Source organism: Candidatus Zymogenaceae bacterium, from assembly GCA_016931225.1.
Classification (GTDB): domain Bacteria; phylum Desulfobacterota; class Zymogenia; order Zymogenales; family Zymogenaceae; genus JAFGFE01.
The window spans coordinates 25,132-44,831 of record JAFGFE010000014.1 but is presented as its reverse complement, the minus strand read 5'-3'; the positions used below and the strand labels follow the sequence as shown (position 1 = coordinate 44,831).

General features: G+C 56.7%; 14 protein-coding genes. 9 read left to right on the top strand and 5 right to left on the bottom strand.

Going from position 1 to position 19,700, the window contains the following annotated elements; all coding sequences use genetic code 11:
• Positions 1 to 10 precede the first annotated feature (10 nt).
• Positions 11 to 2,632 (top strand): hypothetical protein, encoded by a 2,622-nt coding sequence (locus JW885_05745; GenBank protein MBN1881658.1) that lies wholly within the window; start codon positions 11 to 13, stop codon positions 2,630 to 2,632.
• Between the two features lie 5 nt (positions 2,633 to 2,637).
• Here JW885_05745 and JW885_05740 read toward each other — a convergent pair whose 3' ends face one another.
• Positions 2,638 to 4,236: a transglutaminase domain-containing protein gene (locus JW885_05740; GenBank protein ID MBN1881657.1), complete on the bottom strand. Its 1,599-nt coding sequence runs from the start codon at positions 4,234 to 4,236 to the stop codon at positions 2,638 to 2,640.
• Positions 4,237 to 4,528: 292 nt separating this feature from the next.
• Here JW885_05740 and JW885_05735 point away from each other — a divergent pair, with 292 nt between their 5' ends.
• The 5 genes from JW885_05735 (at position 4,529) to JW885_05715 (ending at position 10,921) form a co-directional block, all read left to right on the top strand.
• Complete coding sequence (locus JW885_05735; GenBank protein ID MBN1881656.1) at positions 4,529 to 5,962, top strand: MFS transporter; 1,434 nt, start codon at positions 4,529 to 4,531, stop codon at positions 5,960 to 5,962.
• Between the two features lie 335 nt (positions 5,963 to 6,297).
• Positions 6,298 to 6,999 (top strand): L-ribulose-5-phosphate 4-epimerase AraD, encoded by a 702-nt coding sequence (gene araD, locus JW885_05730; protein MBN1881655.1) that lies wholly within the window; start codon positions 6,298 to 6,300, stop codon positions 6,997 to 6,999.
• A gap of 40 nt (positions 7,000 to 7,039) precedes the next feature.
• Positions 7,040 to 8,515: a fucose isomerase gene (locus JW885_05725; protein ID MBN1881654.1), complete on the top strand. Its 1,476-nt coding sequence runs from the start codon at positions 7,040 to 7,042 to the stop codon at positions 8,513 to 8,515.
• A gap of 176 nt (positions 8,516 to 8,691) precedes the next feature.
• The gene (locus JW885_05720) at positions 8,692 to 9,846 is read left to right on the top strand and encodes an MFS transporter (GenBank protein MBN1881653.1); all 1,155 of its coding nucleotides are present in this window, start codon (positions 8,692 to 8,694) and stop codon (positions 9,844 to 9,846) included.
• A gap of 97 nt (positions 9,847 to 9,943) precedes the next feature.
• Positions 9,944 to 10,921: a patatin-like phospholipase family protein gene (locus JW885_05715; GenBank protein ID MBN1881652.1), complete on the top strand. Its 978-nt coding sequence runs from the start codon at positions 9,944 to 9,946 to the stop codon at positions 10,919 to 10,921.
• A gap of 196 nt (positions 10,922 to 11,117) precedes the next feature.
• Here the strand turns inward: JW885_05715 and JW885_05710 are convergent, their stop codons facing one another.
• The gene (locus tag JW885_05710; GenBank protein MBN1881651.1) at positions 11,118 to 11,429 is read right to left on the bottom strand and encodes a DUF1805 domain-containing protein; all 312 of its coding nucleotides are present in this window, start codon (positions 11,427 to 11,429) and stop codon (positions 11,118 to 11,120) included.
• Positions 11,430 to 11,525: 96 nt separating this feature from the next.
• Here JW885_05710 and JW885_05705 point away from each other — a divergent pair, with 96 nt between their 5' ends.
• Positions 11,526 to 11,813 carry a hypothetical protein gene (locus JW885_05705; protein ID MBN1881650.1) on the top strand — a complete coding sequence of 96 codons (288 nt, stop codon included), beginning with the start codon at positions 11,526 to 11,528 and terminating at the stop codon, positions 11,811 to 11,813.
• A complete protein-coding gene (locus JW885_05700) occupies positions 11,807 to 13,171 on the top strand; it encodes an AIPR family protein (GenBank protein MBN1881649.1) in 1,365 nt (454 codons plus the stop codon). The genes JW885_05705 and JW885_05700 overlap by 7 nt, the downstream gene beginning before the upstream one ends.
• A 31-nt stretch (positions 13,172 to 13,202) precedes the next feature.
• On the opposite strand, the gene JW885_05695 is transcribed toward JW885_05700, so the two are convergent.
• A complete protein-coding gene (locus JW885_05695; protein MBN1881648.1) occupies positions 13,203 to 14,693 on the bottom strand; it encodes a Gfo/Idh/MocA family oxidoreductase in 1,491 nt (496 codons plus the stop codon).
• Between the two features lie 343 nt (positions 14,694 to 15,036).
• On the opposite strand from JW885_05695, the gene JW885_05690 reads away from it, so the two are divergent.
• Positions 15,037 to 16,011, top strand: coding sequence for a beta-fructosidase (locus JW885_05690; protein ID MBN1881647.1), 975 nt, complete (start codon positions 15,037 to 15,039; stop codon positions 16,009 to 16,011).
• A gap of 39 nt (positions 16,012 to 16,050) precedes the next feature.
• Here the strand turns inward: JW885_05690 and feoB are convergent, their stop codons facing one another.
• Both feoB and JW885_05680 read right to left on the bottom strand, forming a co-directional pair.
• Positions 16,051 to 18,444, bottom strand: coding sequence for a ferrous iron transport protein B (gene feoB, locus JW885_05685; GenBank protein ID MBN1881646.1), 2,394 nt, complete (start codon positions 18,442 to 18,444; stop codon positions 16,051 to 16,053).
• Positions 18,445 to 18,606: 162 nt separating this feature from the next.
• Positions 18,607 to 19,320 carry a transcriptional repressor gene (locus tag JW885_05680; protein MBN1881645.1) on the bottom strand — a complete coding sequence of 238 codons (714 nt, stop codon included), beginning with the start codon at positions 19,318 to 19,320 and terminating at the stop codon, positions 18,607 to 18,609.
• Positions 19,321 to 19,700 lie beyond the last annotated feature (380 nt).

Genomic DNA, 19,700 nt, shown 5'->3' with positions numbered 1-19,700 from the left:
AAAACACGTCATGGGCATGAACCGGAAGGAATTCAGAAACCCGACATTCGACGAACGGACGAGAACCTACATCAACTCCCCCACGTATCGCGGATTTCCCCTTGGGGGCATCGGGACCGGCGGCGTCTCCCTGTTTGCCGACGGAGACTTTTCCGAGTGCCGGACGGCGTACAATTGGTTCCGTGCGGTCAGGGACCTCCGGGGATCCTTCTTCGCCCTGCGGACGGAGGACGCTCGGGGCACGATTACGAGCCGGCTGCTCAGGAAGACCCATCACCACTCCCGGGAATTTTCCGTCCCGAATATCGCCGAAACACGGTTCAGGGGACGAGTGCCGCACTTCGAGCTTGATTTCGTGGACGAATCACTCCCGGTGACGGCGAAGCTTTCCGGCTTCACACCACTGATACCCCACAACGAAAAAGACAGCAGTGTGCCGGCGGCCCTCTTCGACCTTGTCGTGACAAACCCGACGGACCACGCACTTACGGTCAGCGCGCTCTTTTCCTGGCAGAGCCCCCTGGGGATAACCGGCACCGCAGGCAGCCCCCTGACATGGAAACACACATTCAAAACCGATGTGAGCCGATACTGTAAAAACCGACTCCCCGCGGGAGACATCGCCGGGGTGTCCTTCGGCATCGATACCGACTTCGACCCCAAAGACACCCGGAGGCGGGCGGTGGGAGAGCAGCTCATCGCCACGGAAATCCGAGACGATCGTACCGTCTCCACGTGCCCCACCTGGGATGAAAAAAAGAGCGTCCCTTCCTTCTGGGAGGAGTTCACCGGGGCCGGTCGCATCTCCCCCGCATTCGGCACGGGAGGAAAGAGCGGCGCCGTGTGCGTGGAGGTCATCGTGTCGCCGGGGGAATCGGAGACCGTCCCCTTCTACCTGATCTGGCACTCGCCCCATTACGTGCTCCAGAAGGAGGCCCGGAAAAAGCTCCGAAAAAAAGTCTTTGACGGTATTGATTACGGCACCTTTGCACAGAACAGCTTCGACGGCACAGGCGAGGTACTGAGCTACCTCATCCGGGAAAAAGAGCGGCTCTTTGCCGAGACGATGGAGCTTCCCGGCATCCTGACCGATCCGGAGGTCACGGACCTTCCGGAATGGCTGATTGATGTGGTGCTGAACGCCACAGACTCCATGCTCACCAACACCGTCCTGACGAAGACCGGCGATTACTCCATGATCGAGGGGATGGACTGGCAGTTCATCAAACGGTTTCAGAACAGCTTCTGGCCCTTCGGCGGCCTCACCGGGACCAACGACCAGCGCCTGTCCTCGCACCCCTATTCGTCAGTCTTCTTCCCGGGGCTCGACAAAAGCGAACTCGAAACCTTTCGCGACCTGGCCCACGCCGACGGCGGCAAGGTGCCCCACGGCAACGGCGGCGCGGAGATCGCCCTGGGAGACGCCGACACCCCCTACAGTAAGCCCATCCCCTGGATAAACGACGGCAAGAACGACTGGCCGGACCTGACCTGCTCGTTGATACTCCAGATGGGAAAGCTCATCAAGATCACCGGCGATCTCGACCTCCTATACGCGTCCTGGAGGCCGTTTCTCGAGATGACCGAGTATCTCCTGACCCTGGTGGAGAACAACGTGCCCGAGGGGTCCAGCACCTACGACGTCTTCTCGTTTGAGCCCTGCTTTCTTTACCACGCGACCCTCTACGCCGCCGCCAACCGGATGCTGGCGGATCTTTCGCGGCACATCCCGGACGACCTGGACCCGGACATTGTCAATCACCGGGCGGCCTTCATCGAGAGGGCAAAAGCATGCGAGGAAACCTTGACTGAAAGACTCTGGATGGCGGATAAAGGCTACTTCCGGGCCGCCGCCGACAACGAGCACCTCTTCCAGGGGGGGCTCGCCGGGGACTGGATCTGCCGCTACGCGGGCTTACACCCCGTCATCGAGCCGAACCGCGCCCGGTCCCACAGCCTGATCCAGCACGACATACTGGTGAAAGCCGCGAAAGAGCGGGGCAAAAACAGGACCTCCTTCGGCGGCGCGCCGCTGCCGTACAACGAGGCGGGACTGGACAAAAAGGAGGTCCCCATCTGGCTCTTCGGCGTCATCCGGTTCTGGGGATATAACTACATTTACCAGGCGCTTTCCTATCAGGCGTTCGAGGCGATATACCTGGGGAATACGGCCGAGGGGTTGGAGCTGATTAAAATGGTCTACGACAAGGTCTACCGGGAGGGATACCCCTGGGACATGAATCTGATGGGGCTTCCCGGATTCGTCTACATGACCCACCCGGTCATGTGGGCGCTCTTCAACGCCCTGACCGGCGCGGCGATGGACGTGCTCACCGGCACGCTCACGCTTTCCCCGAAGGCCCTTCCGGGGAAAACATCCCTCACGCTCCCGGTCTTCTTCCCCCGGTTCTGGCTGGCCGTCTCTTGGGATGAGGTGAAACAGTCGGGAACCGTCCGGGTGCTCAAGACCTTTCCCGCAGACGATCTCACAAAACAAAGGCCCGTGTCCCTCAGAGACGGGGCGTTCGTGCTCAACGAGTTGATCCTCACGGGGAGAGACGATCGTACCCGGACGATCGACCTTGGGGGCTTCATGATCGAGGAGGGGGCGGGGTTCGATTTCTCGCTGTAGGGGCGTTACGGCGAGGGGGAGGGGAGGGGCGAGGCGGGTGTGCCCACAGACATCCCCGTCACGTCATCGGACACCTCCCGGACGAAGAACTCCTGTGAGAAGGTGATGTTCGGCTCAGGGCCGGAGGAGTCGATCCGGTAGTGATAATCTTCGATGTCCGGGGATTCGAAGACCGAGGGATTTTCGCCGGTGTAGGCGTAGATATACACGGGCGGGCGAATCCGATAGCAGCACATGGTGGCGTCGGCGATGCTCCAGCCCGCCCCGGGGAGATACACCTCGGAAAAGGCATGGGAATCCAGATCGTCGGTGCCGAAATAGACATACCCGTTGCCCTTGCGTGCGGGAATGCCCACGGCCCGAGCCAGAGCCAGGATCGAGTCGGTGTATTCATTGCAGTCGCCGACGCATGATCCCAGCGCGCGAAACGCCCCCACCATCGGCCCCTGGAACTGGTAGGTGAAATTGCTCAGGACATGCCAGTAGATGGAACCCGCCTTGCCGCAGAGGGTCTCGTCCCCGACCGTGATGCGTCGGGCAGTATCGACAACGAAGCCCCGGTTCGATTCGATCAGCGGCTCCGGCTCCAGAAACTCGTCGATGACCGCCCCGCTGCACGTCTCCGGCACATCATACACCCCCCGCATCCTGACGAGATAGTCCATCTCCACCCTGATGTCCGCCTTCGGCCCGACGTTGAAAAACTCGAAGCGATAGAATCGATTGCCGTAGTTATCGGTGATAATGCTGTAATCGGTGATGTTCACCGTAGCCTCCAGGACATCCTGGTAGTCCTCGAACGACTCGATGACCGGGACGATCAGCTCCACCCGATCCGCCGTCCCCGATCCCCCGGCATGGCTCATCGTAATGTGGTTGGAAAACCGCACCAGACGATCAGGCCGGTTTTCGTACGAAAAGGAGTAGCTCCCTCCCGTGTTGGGGGTGGATATCTTGACGAAGAATCCGCCGGACAGCGGCACCTCCACCGACCGGGCGTTGCGATAGGTAAAGGACGACATGTTCGATTTTCCGTCCCCGTTGATCAGTTCAACGTGGAAGTTTCCGCCCTGAATCGGTCCCGGGAAATCGAGGAAGAAGTCGGCCGCATCGCTCACCAGGTATATCACGTCCGCGTCGTGTGCTCCCGCGAGATCTCCGGAGACCGTCACGCGCCCGCCGTCTATATACCGCTTTGTCCCGTCGTCTTCCAGGGCGCTCCGCTCAAGCAGCAGCTTTGCCGCCTCGTCGATATGATACTCCACGCTCCAGGAGCCGGTCCCCGCCCGGGAATAGACGGAGACATAGAACACGCCGCCGCCGATGAGCTGGATGATTGTGCCGTTATCCAGGTCGAAATCCCCCAGCACCGTCGTCCGATCCTCGCCCACCACCTTCACCCAGAAATCCACGGCCCCCTCCGGATAGGAAAACGAAAGCTCCACCAATTCGTCGATGCCTGTGTCGATACTGAAGCTGTGGGTATCCCCCGGGGCCCTGAGAGAGCCGGAGCGGATATCGGCGAACGACACGGCGGACAGCGTGGTCAGCGCCAACACCATCGCCGCACATACTATCAGGGGAGCCGTTCTTTTTTTGTTCATCGTCATCGCAGGCCGTCGGAACGTCAGACAATAGGTTTGTGATGGTATTGATTATATCATGGTTTCGAAAAATCTCATCTCAATGGTCCGTGGAAATCACACGGAAATTTCGTTTATACAGCACCTCCCCGAACCCGATTGGATTGGTATCCCCCTTTGAATCCCGGACAAAAATGCTTGAGAAATAAACGGTATTGACTTACAATATGCGAACCCGAGTGGTACGGTTCAGCACACAGATCGATCCAATTATTTGAATAGATCTACCAAATAAAACAAGGGGGAGAAGAACATGCGGGATAATAAGCTATCGGTGGGCGTGAAGATGGGCTACGGCGTGTGTGACATGGGGGGGAACCTCTTCTTCACCGCCATGGCCTTCGTTTTTCTGTTCTATCTCACGGACGTGGTGCTCATCAAGCCGGCCCTGGCCGGGGTGATCGTGGCGGTCGGGAAAATCTGGGACGCCGTGACGGACCCCGTAGTCGGCTTTATCTCCGACAGGACGGAGACCCGATTCGGCAGGAGGCGGCCCTTCATGCTGGCGGGAGCCTTTCCCCTCTTCGTCGCAACGGTCATCATGTTCACCAACCCGCTGTTGTTCTTCGACAAGATTTCGTTCCTCTCTCCGGACGTTTTTACCAAAGGTTTCAACTGGTCGGCGGCGGCGTGGAACCCGAGTGAGCATCAGACCCTCCTCCTCGTCTGGGGCATCATCTTTTACTGCCTGCTGAACCTCGCCTATACCCTGGTCAACATCCCCTACAACTCCCTGACTCCGGAGCTGACCCAGGACTATCACGAGCGCACGAGCCTCAACGGCTTTCGGTTCGGCTTCGCCGTCTTCGGCACCCTCCTGGGCGCCGCGGCGGCTTTTCCTATCATCCACGCATTTGTGAACAACAACGTCGGTTTTTTGGTCCTGGGAACCATTTTCGGACTGGTCATGATGATCACGGCCCTCATCACGGTGATCGCGGTCCGGGAGCCGGAGAGACACGGAGACAAGCCGACCAAGGGCTTCTTCGAGACCTACCTGAAGGTTTTCAAGAACAAGCCCTATCTCTTCATTGTTTTCACCTATGCCCTACACATCACGGCGCTGTCGGTCGTCAGCGGCGTGGCGGCGTATTACTTTAAGTATATCCACCAGAACGAGGATATCATCACGCTGGCCATGGTCATCCTGCTGGTCACCGCCATGCTGTTCATCCCGGTGAGCGTCATCCTGTCCAAAAAAATCGGCAAGAAGCTGGTTTACAGCCTCGGGATGGGTGTTTTTGGTTTTTCCATCCTGATCATCGGGCTTTTTGGAGCCCGCTTTTCCGTTAATTTCTCCCTTGTGATGATGTTCTTCGCGGGGATCGGCATGGGATTCACCTACGCCATGCCCTGGGCCATTGTGCCCGACGCCGTGGAATACGACTACCTGGTGACCGGGGAGCGCACCGAGGGCGCTTTCTACGGCATCTGGACCTTCGCCATCAAGATAGGCCAGGCTCTGGCCCTGGCGATTTCCGGCGTCGTGCTGCAGATAACGGGATACCAGGCGAATATCGTGCCCCAGCCCCTGGCATCGGCAAACACCGGCATCCTGCTCCTGATGGGGGCGATCCCGGCGTTCATCTTCCTGATCGCCATCCTGGTACTCTCCCGATACCCGATCACCGAGGAGCGCTACAAGGAAATTCTGGCGGATATCGAGAAAATGGAGAAGGGGGCCTGATACGGATCATACGCTGACTCCGGGATATATCGTTTCGTGCGGACGAAAAAGGGTGGCATGGCGGCTCGAGCGGATCACCATGAAGACGGATCGCATCATATGCGATCGAAGCCGGCCCATCCACGCCCGGCAGGAAAACAGACCATCATCCGTACCCTCGCGGGCGATTCGCCGGACGCCTATAGCGATTTTGACAGGCCCGATGCCGTCGCCGTTGAAGAGAACGAAACCACAGCCTCACCGAACGGGGTACGGATAACGCTCCCGCCTCATTCGGTCACGTCGATCACAGTAAATAGAGAATAACACCTTTGAAAGAGCGGGGAACACCGAGCATGGATCAATTACGGGAAGCGGTATATCGGGCGAATATAAAATTGTTCGAAAGCGGCCTGGTGCTTTACACATGGGGCACCGTCTCCGGCGTAGACAGGGATATGGGGGCCGTCGTCATCAAGCCGTCGGGAATTCCCTACAAGGAGCTCACGCCCGAGCTGATGATCACCGTATCCCTCGAGGATGGACGGATTATCGACGCGCCCACAGGCTCCGGGAAGTTCGTTCCATCACTCGATATGCACACCCACCTCGAGATATACCGCGCCTTCGACTGCAACGGCATCGCCCATACCCACTCGGAATACGCCACGATCTTCGCCCAGGCGAGGCTTCCCATCCGGGCGATGGGCACCACCCATGCCGACTATTTCCAGGGGGACATCCCGGTCACCAGACCGCTGAAGACCGCCGAGGTGGAAAGCGACTACGAAACCAACACCGGCCGCATTATCACCGAGTGCTTTCGGGAGCGGGACCCGAAAATCATCCCGGCGGTGCTCGTGTCCTATCACGGTCCCTTCACCTGGGGACGCACCCCGGAGGAGGCCGTGGAGCATGCGATCGTCCTGGAATTCATCGCCCGGATAGACTACCGCACGATGATCCTCAACCCGAACGCCACCAGGCCCGCCGCAAGCATGATAGAAAAACACTACCGGAGAAAACACGAATCGGGGGACCCCCAAAAAGGCGAGTGACGGGAAAAACAGCCTGGATACATGCGAACAGGAGGAAATCATGTACCTGCCCCTGGGTACCTACTCACCACAGGTGAAAATCGGTCTGGTCTCCGCTTCCAGAGACTGTTTTCCCCGGTCCCTCTCAGAGATACGGACCGGACGACTGCGTACCGAGGCGAAAAAGCTGGGCCTTGATCTTTTCACACCCGATGGAGACAGCGCCGTCATCGAATCGAAGGCCCACGCACGGGACGCCGCCGATCAACTCAACCGGGCGGGATGCGACGGGGCCGTCCTCTTTCTGGGAAATTTCTCCCCCGAGATCGAGGACGCGAACTTCATCCGGTCGTTTCGGGGACCGGTCATGATCATCGCCGCCGCCGAGGAATCGGCCGATACCCTTCCCGCCGACCGGGGAGACGCCCTGTGCGGCATGCTCTCCGCCGTGCTTGCGGCAAAGAAGCGGTCCCTGAGCTGCCGGATTCACATCCCGGAACGGCCGATCGTCGATGCCGAGACCGGCGCCCGGGAAATCTTTGAATTTGAGAAGATCATGCGGGTGTATACGGGGATATCCGGCGCCACACTTGGGCTGTTCGGCCCCCGGCCCCGGGATTTCGAGACCTGCAACTACAACCTGGCGTCGCTCTCGTCCATCGGTGTTGAGATCGAGGAGCACTCCTTCTTCGACCTGGTCAAGGAGGTCAAAAAAGCGGAAAGCGACGATCTTTCCGACATCACAGCCTCCATGAAGCGGGAGGTGGGAGAAATCCCGGCAGACCTGGCCGGGCGGCTGGGCGCCTACGAGCGGGCGGTACTGAACCTTCGGGAGCAGCTTCGCCTTTCGGCCATGACCAGTCAGTGCTGGTCCGAACAGGAGGAGACCCTGGGGCACGTCCCCTGCTACATCAACGCCCGGATGGCCGGCCTGGGGTTTCCCATCGCCTGCGAAAACGACGCCTATTCCCTGACCGCGGAGTTGATGGGGCAGTACGCCTCGGACGGGAGCGTCACGGTCCTGGACCTCAATCACTCGATCCCGACCGATTTCGACACGGTCACATCACACCTTCCCACGGAAGACCTCGTGGGGCTGTTTCACTGCGGCAATACGGCCCTTTCCCGGATGAAAAATCCCGCCCTCAAGCACCAGGTCATTATGAAGCGGCTCATGGAGCCCGAGGGGGACCCGGACATCACCCGGGGCACCATCGAGGGACAAATCGCCGCCTCCCCCCTGACGCTGCTTCAGGTGCACGGGCGGGGTGACCGGCTCTGCGCCTATATCATCGAGGGGGAGTTTTTAGACGTCGACCCGAAGACCTTCGGCAGCACGGGCGTGGCCCACATTCCGGGCTTCGGCCGCTTCTATCGTCACGTGCTCCTGGGGAGATTTCATCATCACGCGGCGGCGGCCTTCGATCGGGTGGGGGGCGTTCTGTTCGACGCGATGAAGCTTTTGGGGGTTGAAACCATCCATACGCCGCTTCCGGACGGCGTCCCCTATCCGGGCGAAAATATATTTCGAAGGTAATCGGGGAGCGACGGCGATTCGCCGTCTGTGGGGCGCACCAGGATCGCATGTGAAAGCCCCCTCCCCTGAAAAAAGATAGAGAGACACCCATATTTCCAACATCAACCGCGCCGTTCGCCGGTTCCCCGTAAAGAGGAGAGCCGGCGAACGCACGGATATATGAAATGACATCAGCCATGAAACTGTTACGACTCGTCTGCTTTCTGTCCATCATGTGTTACGGCATCTCCTTGACGATCATCGGACCGGCGCTGGGAGAAGTGGGGGCGAGCTTCGGCCTGACCACAGACCGCCTCGGCCTTCTCACCACCGCCCTGTCCGTGGGGCTTCTCATCTCGGTGCTCCTGTGCGGCTACATTGTGGATCGAACCCCGGTGAAGCTCGTCATCATCCTGGGACAAATCTTCCTGACAGCGGGGCTTTTGCTGTTTTCCTCTACCGGTCTCTTCTGGGCGGCCCTTGTCGCCTTTTTCATGATCGGGGTCGCCGGAGGCGTCATCGAGGTGGTCACCAACACCATCATCGCCGATGCATACGCCCACAACCGGGGACTGGGGATGAATATCCTCCACTCCTTTTTCGGCATCGGCGCGTTGATCGGCCCGTTTTTTTCCGGGCTGTTTCTGGACCTGGGGCACCCCTGGCGGTTCACCTATATGAACGCAGCACTCCTTTCGGGGCTTGTGCTGATGCTCCTGTTTTTCACGGCGTTTCCCCGGCAAGTGGATTCGGAGAGAATCGAGCTTTCCACCGCCGTCGACATCGTGAAAAGCCCCTACGCGCTGCTGTTGGGCCTGCTTGTGCTCTTGTACGTCGGGTCCGAGATGGGGATCAACTACTGGTCCGTCCTTTACATGGAAAAAAGGATGGATATCTCCACCCTCATCGCAAGCTCATACCTGAGCTATTTCTGGATCGCCATGACGGCGGGGAGGTATGTGTGCGCCGCGATATCGAAGAAGATCGGCGAATGGGGACTACTTCTCATCCTGACGATCGGGGCGCTGGTGGGATATGGGCTGTTTCTGACGGTCGACGTCGGCTGGGCGGCGGGCGTCGCCATGACCGGGGCGGGCGTATTCTTCTCCGGGATTTTCCCAATCCTCATGGCACTGGGCGGAAACCGCTTCTCCCACGCCCTCGGCTCCATCAACGGATTTCTGATGTCGTTTATGGCCGGTGGTATGCTGATCTTCCCCTGGCTGGTGGGGGTTATCGCCCAGCGGACGAGTCTCGATACCGGCATGATGTTCATCCTCATGCTCCTTCTGCTGCTCGCCGCGGGATCGTTCCTCCTCGCCCCCCTGGGGGCGCGCCGGACGCAATCATAACGCGTCCCCTCCCGCGGGGGTCGGGGGTGATCACACAAATAAAGGAGTATGTCGTCGAGGCGAAAAAAACGAGAGTGTTCACGCAGGAGCGGAACATATGACGGTTGAGAAGAGACTCAAGAGATTCTCTGAGTATCTCTCGCTCGGGAAAAGGAAGCGGGTGGGACTGGCCCTGGGAAGCGGCGCCGCCCGGGGATTGACCCATCTGGGCGTCATCAGCGTGCTGAAGCGGATCGGGGTGGAGATCGCGTGCATATCCGGCACCAGTATCGGCGCCCTAGTCGGGGCCTTTTTCGCCGCGGGAAAGATCGACGAGCTGGACAAAATCGCCGCCGGCCTCTCCTTTCGGGAATCGCTGAAGCTCATCGATCCGGTCATCCCCCGAAGCGGTCTCATCGAGGGGAAGCGCATCGAGACGTTCCTCCGCACTCACCTGGGCGATGTCGCCGTTCAAGAGCTTCCGATCCCGTTCGCCTGTGTGGCGGCGGACTTCCGCACCGGCGCCGAGGTGGTGCTGGACACCGGAGACCTGGTCCGCTCTGTCCGAGCCTCCATCTCCATCCCCGGCATCTTCAGGCCGGTCCATCACCGGGACATGTTCCTGGTGGACGGCGGCATCGTCAACCCGGTGCCGGTGGAGGTGGTACGAAGGCTGGGGGCGGAGTTCATCATCGCCGTCGATATCTGCCCCCGGCTCCCGGAGACCTGCCTGGTCACAAGCCACCTTATGGACCCCGGCATCAACAAGGGAGCGGCGGAGCCCCCGGAGCCACCGGAATCAGGCCCTCATGAAACCGACGACAGACTCTCCGCCCAGGCGTCGAAGCCCGCGACGTTCCCCACGGTGTTCGAGATCATCGACACCTCCATCGGCGTGATGGAGTCCATCATCAGCAGGGATCGACTCGCCGCAGAAAAACCGGACGTGATCATCACCCCGAACCTGGACGAGCTGGGCCGGTTCGATTTTCATAAACACGAGGTAGGGGTACGTGAAGGATCGCGGGCGGCGTGGGCCGCACTCTCCGAATTCGACCACCTCGCCCGGTCGTCGGGGGACAACCCCGCCGACTGAGAAGACACCAAGAGCTTCAGGAGACGGAAAAAACCGGACGGATTGTGGAATCCGCCCGGTTTCCTTTTTCCATTAATCTTTTAAATACCCGGACGGCGCCGCCGAACCGGGTGCGTCGGCATTCCGCCCCCCTCTCCCCCGTCACGACAGGCAAACGGAGGGATCGGCATCGTCGGCGAGAGGCACTCCTCACCCATCACGACAGGATATCCAACGCCTCCCGCCCGCTCATCCCGATCGTCACGCCGTATCCCGCGGCCTTTTCCGTCACGTCCTGAATCTTCGCCGAGAGGAGATCATCTGTCGTCACCAGTTGTTTTTGGGGCGTTCCCCGGGCGATGGCGACGGCGGCCCCCGCCCGCTCCATCACGTTTTTATCGACCACGCCGCAGGCCACCACCCCCTTTTCCGCGATGATCATCACGAACTGGGAATCCGTCCACGACACCTCGAGGCCGACGGCCGGTGAGTGTTTTCCCGCCACGGGGAGTGTTTTTACCTGTGCCATATTTTATCTCCTCTTAAAACACAAAGACCTTTACATTAATCACACATATAGCTTATTATGTATGTCTTAAAAAACTAAAAATGAACGGAGGGCTCCATGACAGACCTGTCCACTTACACAACCTTAGACGGAAGAGTCTCTCAATATAAAGAAGATTATGATCTAGAAGATAAGCCATCCGCCTTTACTCGTTTATCACTAGAGTTATTACTTGACTTGAGTGAAGATGAAATCGAGGATGCAGTTACAGATGGTCCTTTTGATGAAGCTATTGATGCTGTTCATATAGTAAATAATGTTGTACACTTTTTCAACTTCAAATATTCATTGTCTTTTGATGGAACAAAAAAAACTTCCCCAGCAATGAATTTAATAAGATGTTAAGTACAATCCACAGAATACTTAATAAAGAAATAGAGGAGAATGACGTAAATGATATTCTTTGGGAAAAAGTAAATGAAATATGGGATTTATTTAAAAACAGACATCCCAAATTCGAAATTTACATTTGCTCTAACAAAGAAAAACCTATCAAGACAGAAATAACAAAATTTGAACGGTCATTAGCACAATATAGGTGTTTTAATTTCCACTACTTTGACCAAGATGATTTAGTTACAAGACTATTCGAAAAACGATTTAATAAAGTAGATGGCAGTATTCATTTTATAGATAAACAATATTTTGAAAGAAGTGATGGTGATTTGAAGGGAATAGTTGCTACAATTGATGCAACAGAACTAATTTCAATAATTAAAGACCCTGAAAATCCAGAAAAGTTAATAGAAGATGTTTTTAATGAAAATGTAAGGATGTTTAAGGAATTAAAGAATAGGATTAATCAAAGCATTTTTGAATCTGCCTTATCAGACACGAATTATGAATTTTGGTATTTGAATAATGGGATTACTATTGTATGCGAAGAATGTAAATATACTCCGAATACACGTTCTCCGTTAGTCACTCTAAAGAATTTTCAAATAGTTAATGGTGGACAAACAACACATACACTATTTGAGGCTTATAAAAAAGATAAAGAGAAAATTTCTAATGTATTACTTCTTGTTAGAATATGTAAAACAAAAGACCCAACAATATCTGAAAGAATAAGTGAATCAACAAATAGCCAAAATCCAATTAGTACAAGAGATCTTCATTCAAACGATAGAATTCAAAAAAACCTTGAAGAACAATTTCAAGCCTTAGGTTATTTTTTTGAAAGAAAAAAGAATCAATATGCTGATAAACCAAAGAAAAAGCGTTTAGATAATGAATTATTGGGTCAAATATATTTAGCCTACTATCTCGATATGCCCTCAGAAGCAAAGAACAATAAAAGACTTATTTTCGAAGAAAAATATGAAGAGATTTTTGATGAAAATGAGATCAGTGCGAAAAGAATGCTATTACCATATAAAATATTTCTTCCTTTAGAAGCCATGAAAAAGACAATCCAAAAGAAAAAAAGGGAAAAAGAAAGAATAAATGAAAAAGATGCGTTTGTATCAAGGGCAATATTTCATATACTAAATATAACAAAATATATTGCGGAAAAAGAGAATTTGAATCTTGAAAAAGAACAAGATATAAAAAAGGCTACAAAAAAAGCAATATCCTATATTAACGAAGTTGTTAAAAATGAGATAAGAGAAAGAAAAGAATTATATACACACGATAAGTTTTTTAAAGAAATACCTACAAACACAAAGATTAAAAATCATGTATTATCAAAATACAACTGATCTAATGAAATTAGTAACTTAAAAATCACTTTTAAATGTGAAAGGCGCTCCTGACCTTGAGGCCCTCCATGGAATCCCCCTCCACCTTCAGCTCCCGCTTGAAGAGCGCCGTCTCCAGCCGCCGCTGGCCCAGGCAGACGGCGGCCCAGACGCCTGCGGCCATGGTGATGGTGACCCCCGGATTCTCCAAAAGCTCCCCCTTCGTGAGGGAGACCTTCCCGTCCTTCACTCGAATGGAGTAGACGGTCTCCGGTACGCCGCCGTCCGCCGTCAGACGAAGTCCCACCCGGCCGTCCCAATCCTTGGCGGCCACGGGGTCAAACCTTTTTACGAATTCCTCGGTCAGCTCGTCGGCCCGGGGGGCGTATTTGGAAAAGCTTTTCCCGAAGAGCGGCTGCTTAAAGCTCTCAATATACGACTCCTTCTTCTCCCGGCGCACCCGTCTTCTGGCATAAAGAGCCGGGAAGGGTTTTTCCAGCTCGTCCAGGTAGACGTCCCTTCGCTTCTTCGCGGCGTTGTAGATGGCGAAACTCATCTTGAGGATCTCCTTGCCGTCGGCTCCGGTCAGAAACGGCTTCGCCTCGCCCCTGACGGCCTCGACGAAGTTGTGGGCGGCGCCGGTAAATCCGCTCACCCAGTCACTCTGGACGTCGAAGGTGTGCCATCCGTCTGAATCGAACAGGCTCACCGCCGGGCCCTCGTGGATATCCCCGGTGCAGCGATGGATGAAGATGATCCCCTTGCTGCCGGTGATCTCGAACCACTCGTCGTTGGCGTAGTACTTCGAGGGGACGTACAGCTCCTCGGCGAAGCAGAAGTCGCACAGGCCGTAGCGCTTTTTGTCCTTGTATTTCCACATGAGGGTCACGGGGCTGTCCATGAGGCCGTCGAGAGAGTCGATCCACGCGCTGACCCGGTCCACCTCCCCCATCAGGAACCAGGCCACCGCCCACTCGTGATGTCCGTGGTCGTAGGTCTCGGAAAAGCGGCCCTCCGAGTATTCGTCGAAGCGCCAGTCATACGACGACACCGGCAGGTCCCACCCGCCGTGGGCGCTCGAGACCATCTTCATGCGTATCATCTGCGGCTCGCCGATGGCCCCGGTATTGATGAGCTCTTTCGCTTTCACGATGGGGGGATAGAAGACGTAGTTGTCGGTGATCTTGTAGATTTTATCGGACCGGTCCGCCCGGGCGATCATCCGGTCCGCGCTCTTGAGGCTGATCGTCATCGGCTTCTGTATCGCGACGTGCTTTTTCGCATCCAGGGCGTCGATGACCATTTTTTCGTGGAGCTTGTGGGGGGTGATGATCTCCACGGCGTCGATATTCGGATCCGCAAGCATCTCATGGTAGTCGGTGTAGGTCTTCTCGACCTTCCACTCGGCCTTTCGCTGGGCCAAAAGCTCCGGGTCCGTATCGCACACGGCATAGAGTCTCGCCTTGTCATAATTCTTGTATGCCGGATAGTGGAGGTTTGATATCTGACCGCACCCTATGAAACCTACGTTGATCTTTTCCATTGACACACCTCGCCTCGTTTTTTGAAACAGGGTTTTTCTCATTCTATCCGCATCGATCAGGCGGCCCGTCCCGGCTCCGACTTCATCATCCGCCTCATCGAATCGTTTTATCAGAAGCCGGCCCTTAGTCGGTGAAAACTGTCTTCTGTTGTATCACTCACGTGCGTCGAGGTCAAGTCCGTCCCGTTTTTTTGAGAAACCCTCCCTTCATCACAAAAAGACCTGGATATCCGCCTGAATCGACCCTCCTTGACAAGCGGGCGAAACGGCTCTACAATACAATCCCGGGGGGCGACTCCCCGTCAATGGACACATTTTCAACCCGAGATCTCCGGAGGCATCGATGACCGACCCCCGCACACCCATACACATCCCCCATCCCGAACGGTTCACCTGGGATTTCTGGTATCATTACGACGCAAAGAAGGGGCTCTTTCACTTGCTGTTTCTCAACGCCGACCGGACCCTTGCGCCCCAGAATCTCCACCATTTCTCCTCCCACGTCGGATACGCCGTGACGGAGGATTTCACCTCCATCGACTGGATCGACGATAACGTATTAGAAGCCGACAATTCGGGGTGGGATAACACCTCCATCTGGACCGGAGATGTGGCCTCAGTGGTGGGGGGATATCTCCTTTTTTACACGTCGCGAGACGGCCGGGTGGGAGACACACTGACCCAGAACGTGGGGGCGGCGTTTTCCACCGATTTTCGGAACTGGGAGCGGGTCGGCGGCTTTCGGTTGGAGCCGGACGAGGGATACTACGAGCCGAAAAGCATCATCGGAGATCCAAGCATCCATGCCTGGCGGGATCCCTTCCTGTTCGTGTGGGAGGACGATGCTTACATGGTGATCGCCGCCAAGGACGTCTCCCATCCCCTGGGAAGGAAGGGGGCGGTGGGGCTCTTGAAATGCCGCGGCCGGGACCTGACCGAGTGGGAGGCGCTTCCGCCGCTGTTCTCCCCGGGCGGTTACTGCCAGGTGGAGGTGCCCCAGGTGGTACTGGACGAGACACAGAGTCCGTCCATCGTCTATTCCATGCCGCCGGAGTCGGATCACATGCCGGCGACATCCGGGGTCGGGGGGTTTCATCGGGTTTCCGTGTCTTTTTCCGACATGGATGAAAACCACGCCCGCACTCCCGAGGTGCTGCTCCCCCATGCCGGGAATCCCTACGCCTGCCGCATCATCCCGGAGCTGGACGGCCTGATTGTCGGCTTCCATCTCACGGAGGGGGGCTTCGTCAATACCGGGATATCCACCGGCTTCGGAGCGCCGAATAGGAATTTCGAAGGCTTCACCTTCGGCGGATAGCGGCCCCCGCTCCCCACGCCGTACGGAAAGAACCAGACCCTACAGGAAGAGCCGTCCCGTCTGCCAGATGAGAAAACAGACGATCCAGGCCAGGGCGAAGGTATAGCCGATCAAAAACAGCGGCCACCGCCAGGTGCCCGACTCCTGCTTGACCACCGCCACCGTGGCGAGACACGGCGTGGAAAGGAGGGAAAATACCATGATCACCACCGCCAACAGGACCCCGGTGTTGCCTTCAAACATCGGGTCGGTGCGAATGGACTGAATCAGGTTCGGGCTCCCCTCAGCCGAGTCGCCTCCCACCGCATAGAGGGTTCCCATCGCCGCCACGAATATCTCCTTGGCGGCAAAGGACGACACCAGCGATATACTGAACCGCCAATCCAGACCCAGGGGGCGAAATACCGGCTCAATGGCGCGTCCGAGCCTTCCCCCAAAGCTCTCGATCATCTGCTCACGCTCCCGCTCCCGCTCCAGTTCCCAGCGGGCCGGGAGATATTCCTCGCGGTATTCAATCAACGCCCGATAGAGCTCCGGATCCCTTGCCTTCACGGAGGCGAGGTGACTTGTGAGGATCGTCTCATCGGCAAGACAGGTCGCCCCGTCCCCGGCGGTGTCTTCCCGTTTCTCCGCTATTTTGGAGACGGCGTCGTCGTATGCCCGGTAGGGTGCGTATACGCCTTCCAACTCCCCTCCCGTCTCGAAGGCCTCGGGATGGATGCCGGTCTCCTCAAAGAACGCCACGGCCAGGGGATCCGTGGGGGAGGGACCCTCAAGACCCTCGTCTATCCGCGGAAAGCTGAACAGCACCCAGAGCACGATCGACACCGCAAGGATCACCGTCCCCGCCTTTTTCACATACTCCCGGGACTTGTCCCACATGTGAAGCGTCACGCTCCTGACGGTGGGAAGGCGATAGGGGGGAAGCTCGATGACCAGGGGCGCCGATTCCTCCTTGAGGATGGTCGTCTTGAAGAGGATTGCCATGAGCATCGCCATGATCACGCCGCCGAAATAGAGGGAAAAGAGGGTGAATCCTTGGGCGCCCACGGTGCCCCCGAAGATTTTTGTATCAGGAACCAACGCTGCGATCATCAGGGTATAGACCGGGAGCCGGGCGGAACAGGACATCAGGGGGGCGATCAGCATGGTCACCAGCCGGCTCTTGTCCGACTCCATGGTCCTGGTGGCCATGATCCCCGGCACCGCACACGCGAACGACGACAACAACGGCACAAATGCCTTCCCGTTCAATCCGAAGGCGCTCATCACCCGATCCATGATGAACGCAGCCCGTGCGAGGTAGCCGGAGTCCTCCAGTATGGCGATGAAAAGAAATAGAAACATTATCTGGGGAAGGAACGTCAGCACCCCGCCCACACCGGCGATGATCCCGTCCACCACCAGGTCCTGAACGAGCCCCGCCGGGATAACGGCGGCGGCAAAGCCCCCCAGAAAAAAGAAAATTTCCTCGACCAGATTCATCAGCGGCTCCGCCCAGGTGAAGACCGCCTGGAAGACCAGATACATCACGCCCACGAAAATCGGCAGGCCCAGCATGCCGCTCAACACCACCCGGTCGATGGTGTCCGACATGCGGATGTGATCCTCCCGGACATGCACGACGCTATCCCTGACGACACCGTTAATGAAGCCGTAGCGCCCCTCGGCGATCAGGTTGGTCGGGTCCTCCTTCAGGATGGAGCGAAGCCGGTCCGTCCCCTCGTCGAGGAGTGAGCGGATGTTTCCCCAGTTTTCTCCTGCGGCGAACCTCGCCTCCACCTCGGTATCCCGCTCCAGAAGCTTGACCGCATGCCATCGGGAAAGCTGAGGAGGATCGTCTGAAAGATCGGCGGATACTTCCTCAGACAGACGGGCGATCTCCTTTTCAATCTCCTCCCCGTACCTGATTTCCGAAGGCGTGACGGCCCCGCCCGCCAGGGCGCTTCTGACGATGACATCGAGAAGCTCATCCATCCCCCGCCGCTTGGTGCCCACGGTCTGCACCACCGGCACCCCCAAAAGCGCCGAGAGCCGATCGGCGTCGATCTCTATGCCCCGCGCCTCGGCGAGATCCATCATATTCAAACACACCACCAGGGGCGCGCCCAGCTCCATGAGCTGGGCGGTCAGATAGAGGTTGCGGGACAGGTTCGAGGCGTCGACAATATCCACCACCAGGTCCGGCTTTTCCGTGACGATGAAATCCCGGGCCACCACCTCCTCCAGTGAATAGGCCGTCAGGCTGTATGTCCCCGGCAGGTCCACCACGGTAATGACAATTCCGTCCGTCTCGACGGTCCCCTGTTTTTTCTCCACGGTCACGCCGGGGTAGTTTCCTACCTTATAGCGGGAGCCGGTGAGAGCGTTAAAGACGGTGGTCTTGCCGCTGTTCGGATTGCCCGCCACGGCGACGGTGATTTTTTTCTTCATGAGAGGCTTTTTGCGATTATGTCATTGAGGGTGTTCTTTTCGTGCGCTGTGAGGCCGATACGGTATCGGCCGTCCCCCGAACGATACACGTGTACCGACCCCCGTACGTTTGTACCATCGATACGGAAGTTAGTCACGCCTAATTATTGGAGCAAAAATTTTTTATGTCTCCTCGGTCCCATTGGTGGAGACCAGGACCTTCCGGGAAAGAACCTGACCCAGGGCGATACGGCTGCCGTCCACCGCCACCACCGCCGGGCCGGGCCCCGGTGTCCTGATGACCTCCAGGTCCTTGCCAGGCACCAGCCCCATGGAGACCAGTCGCTGGCGGATTCTTCGACCGCCGCCGATATCGGTGATGCGGACGATTTCACCCTCGGACACCAGAGACAGCGGCATGACCCGCTCCCGCTCCCCGCTGCATTTCGGACACAGCCCATACAGGGTCATATTGTGCCGCAGGGGGATAAATCCGCGGAAGTGAGCGTTTCTCTCCTGAAGGGCCTCTATCCGGGGATCGGTGAACTCCTGTATCCTGCCGCACTTGACACACACCATATGGTCGTGGTGCGTGTTCAGGTCCCGGTATTCATAGAGCACCTTCCCGCCGTCGAGACGTATCCGGTGAATGATACCGTAGTTGATAAAGGTCGCGATGTAGGATTGAAGGGTCTCCGGTTCCAAGTCCCAGCCGTTCTCCCGTACCAGCTTTTCCAGCCCGTCCATGGTCAGGTGAGATCCGTTCTCCAGAAAAAGGGAGAGCAGCCTCAGGCGTTCTTCGACGTCCCCTCCGCCGTCCTCGGCGAAAATGGCCTTGAATTCCTCAAAAATCTTCTGTCTACCCTTTCTCGACCCTTCTGAAAAATTTCGGGGCATATCTTTTTCCCTTCGCCGCCGTCTGTACACCAACCCGTACCGATCCACACTCATCAACGTGGTGAAGAACGGGGCGGTCATGAGAGGATAATTTCTTTAAAAGAGTCTCTGAGTATATGTTAGCCATACCTAATCTTTTTTGTCAAGTGAAATCACGAAAAAAACCACACGACCGAATCGGGAAAAACCCGTGAAAAAACAGCACGCCCCCTTGAAATGCACCCGGGGATGATTACATTATCTGTGCGCCTGTAAATCGAGCGCCGCCGATGGGAGCCATCGACGGACCTCGATGCAATAATATCAAAAACGAGAAAGAGATACAGCCGTTATATCAATCACCTCTGATTTCCGGGAATGAAGAACGCTTTGCGAGACGG

Excerpts from the sequence above, each read along its gene's own strand:
- JW885_05745 (MBN1881658.1), top strand. The coding sequence starts at position 11 with ATGGGCATGAACCGGAAGGAATTCAGAAACCCGACATTCGACGAACGG.
- JW885_05740 (MBN1881657.1), bottom strand. The coding sequence starts at position 4,236 with ATGAACAAAAAAAGAACGGCTCCCCTGATAGTATGTGCGGCGATGGTG.
- JW885_05735 (MBN1881656.1), top strand. The coding sequence starts at position 4,529 with ATGCGGGATAATAAGCTATCGGTGGGCGTGAAGATGGGCTACGGCGTG.
- araD (MBN1881655.1), top strand. The coding sequence starts at position 6,298 with ATGGATCAATTACGGGAAGCGGTATATCGGGCGAATATAAAATTGTTC.
- JW885_05725 (MBN1881654.1), top strand. The coding sequence starts at position 7,040 with ATGTACCTGCCCCTGGGTACCTACTCACCACAGGTGAAAATCGGTCTG.
- JW885_05720 (MBN1881653.1), top strand. The coding sequence starts at position 8,692 with ATGAAACTGTTACGACTCGTCTGCTTTCTGTCCATCATGTGTTACGGC.
- JW885_05715 (MBN1881652.1), top strand. The coding sequence starts at position 9,944 with ATGACGGTTGAGAAGAGACTCAAGAGATTCTCTGAGTATCTCTCGCTC.
- JW885_05710 (MBN1881651.1), bottom strand. The coding sequence starts at position 11,429 with ATGGCACAGGTAAAAACACTCCCCGTGGCGGGAAAACACTCACCGGCC.
- JW885_05705 (MBN1881650.1), top strand. The coding sequence starts at position 11,526 with ATGACAGACCTGTCCACTTACACAACCTTAGACGGAAGAGTCTCTCAA.
- JW885_05700 (MBN1881649.1), top strand. The coding sequence starts at position 11,807 with ATGTTAAGTACAATCCACAGAATACTTAATAAAGAAATAGAGGAGAAT.
- JW885_05695 (MBN1881648.1), bottom strand. The coding sequence starts at position 14,693 with ATGGAAAAGATCAACGTAGGTTTCATAGGGTGCGGTCAGATATCAAAC.
- JW885_05690 (MBN1881647.1), top strand. The coding sequence starts at position 15,037 with ATGACCGACCCCCGCACACCCATACACATCCCCCATCCCGAACGGTTC.
- feoB (MBN1881646.1), bottom strand. The coding sequence starts at position 18,444 with ATGAAGAAAAAAATCACCGTCGCCGTGGCGGGCAATCCGAACAGCGGC.
- JW885_05680 (MBN1881645.1), bottom strand. The coding sequence starts at position 19,320 with ATGCCCCGAAATTTTTCAGAAGGGTCGAGAAAGGGTAGACAGAAGATT.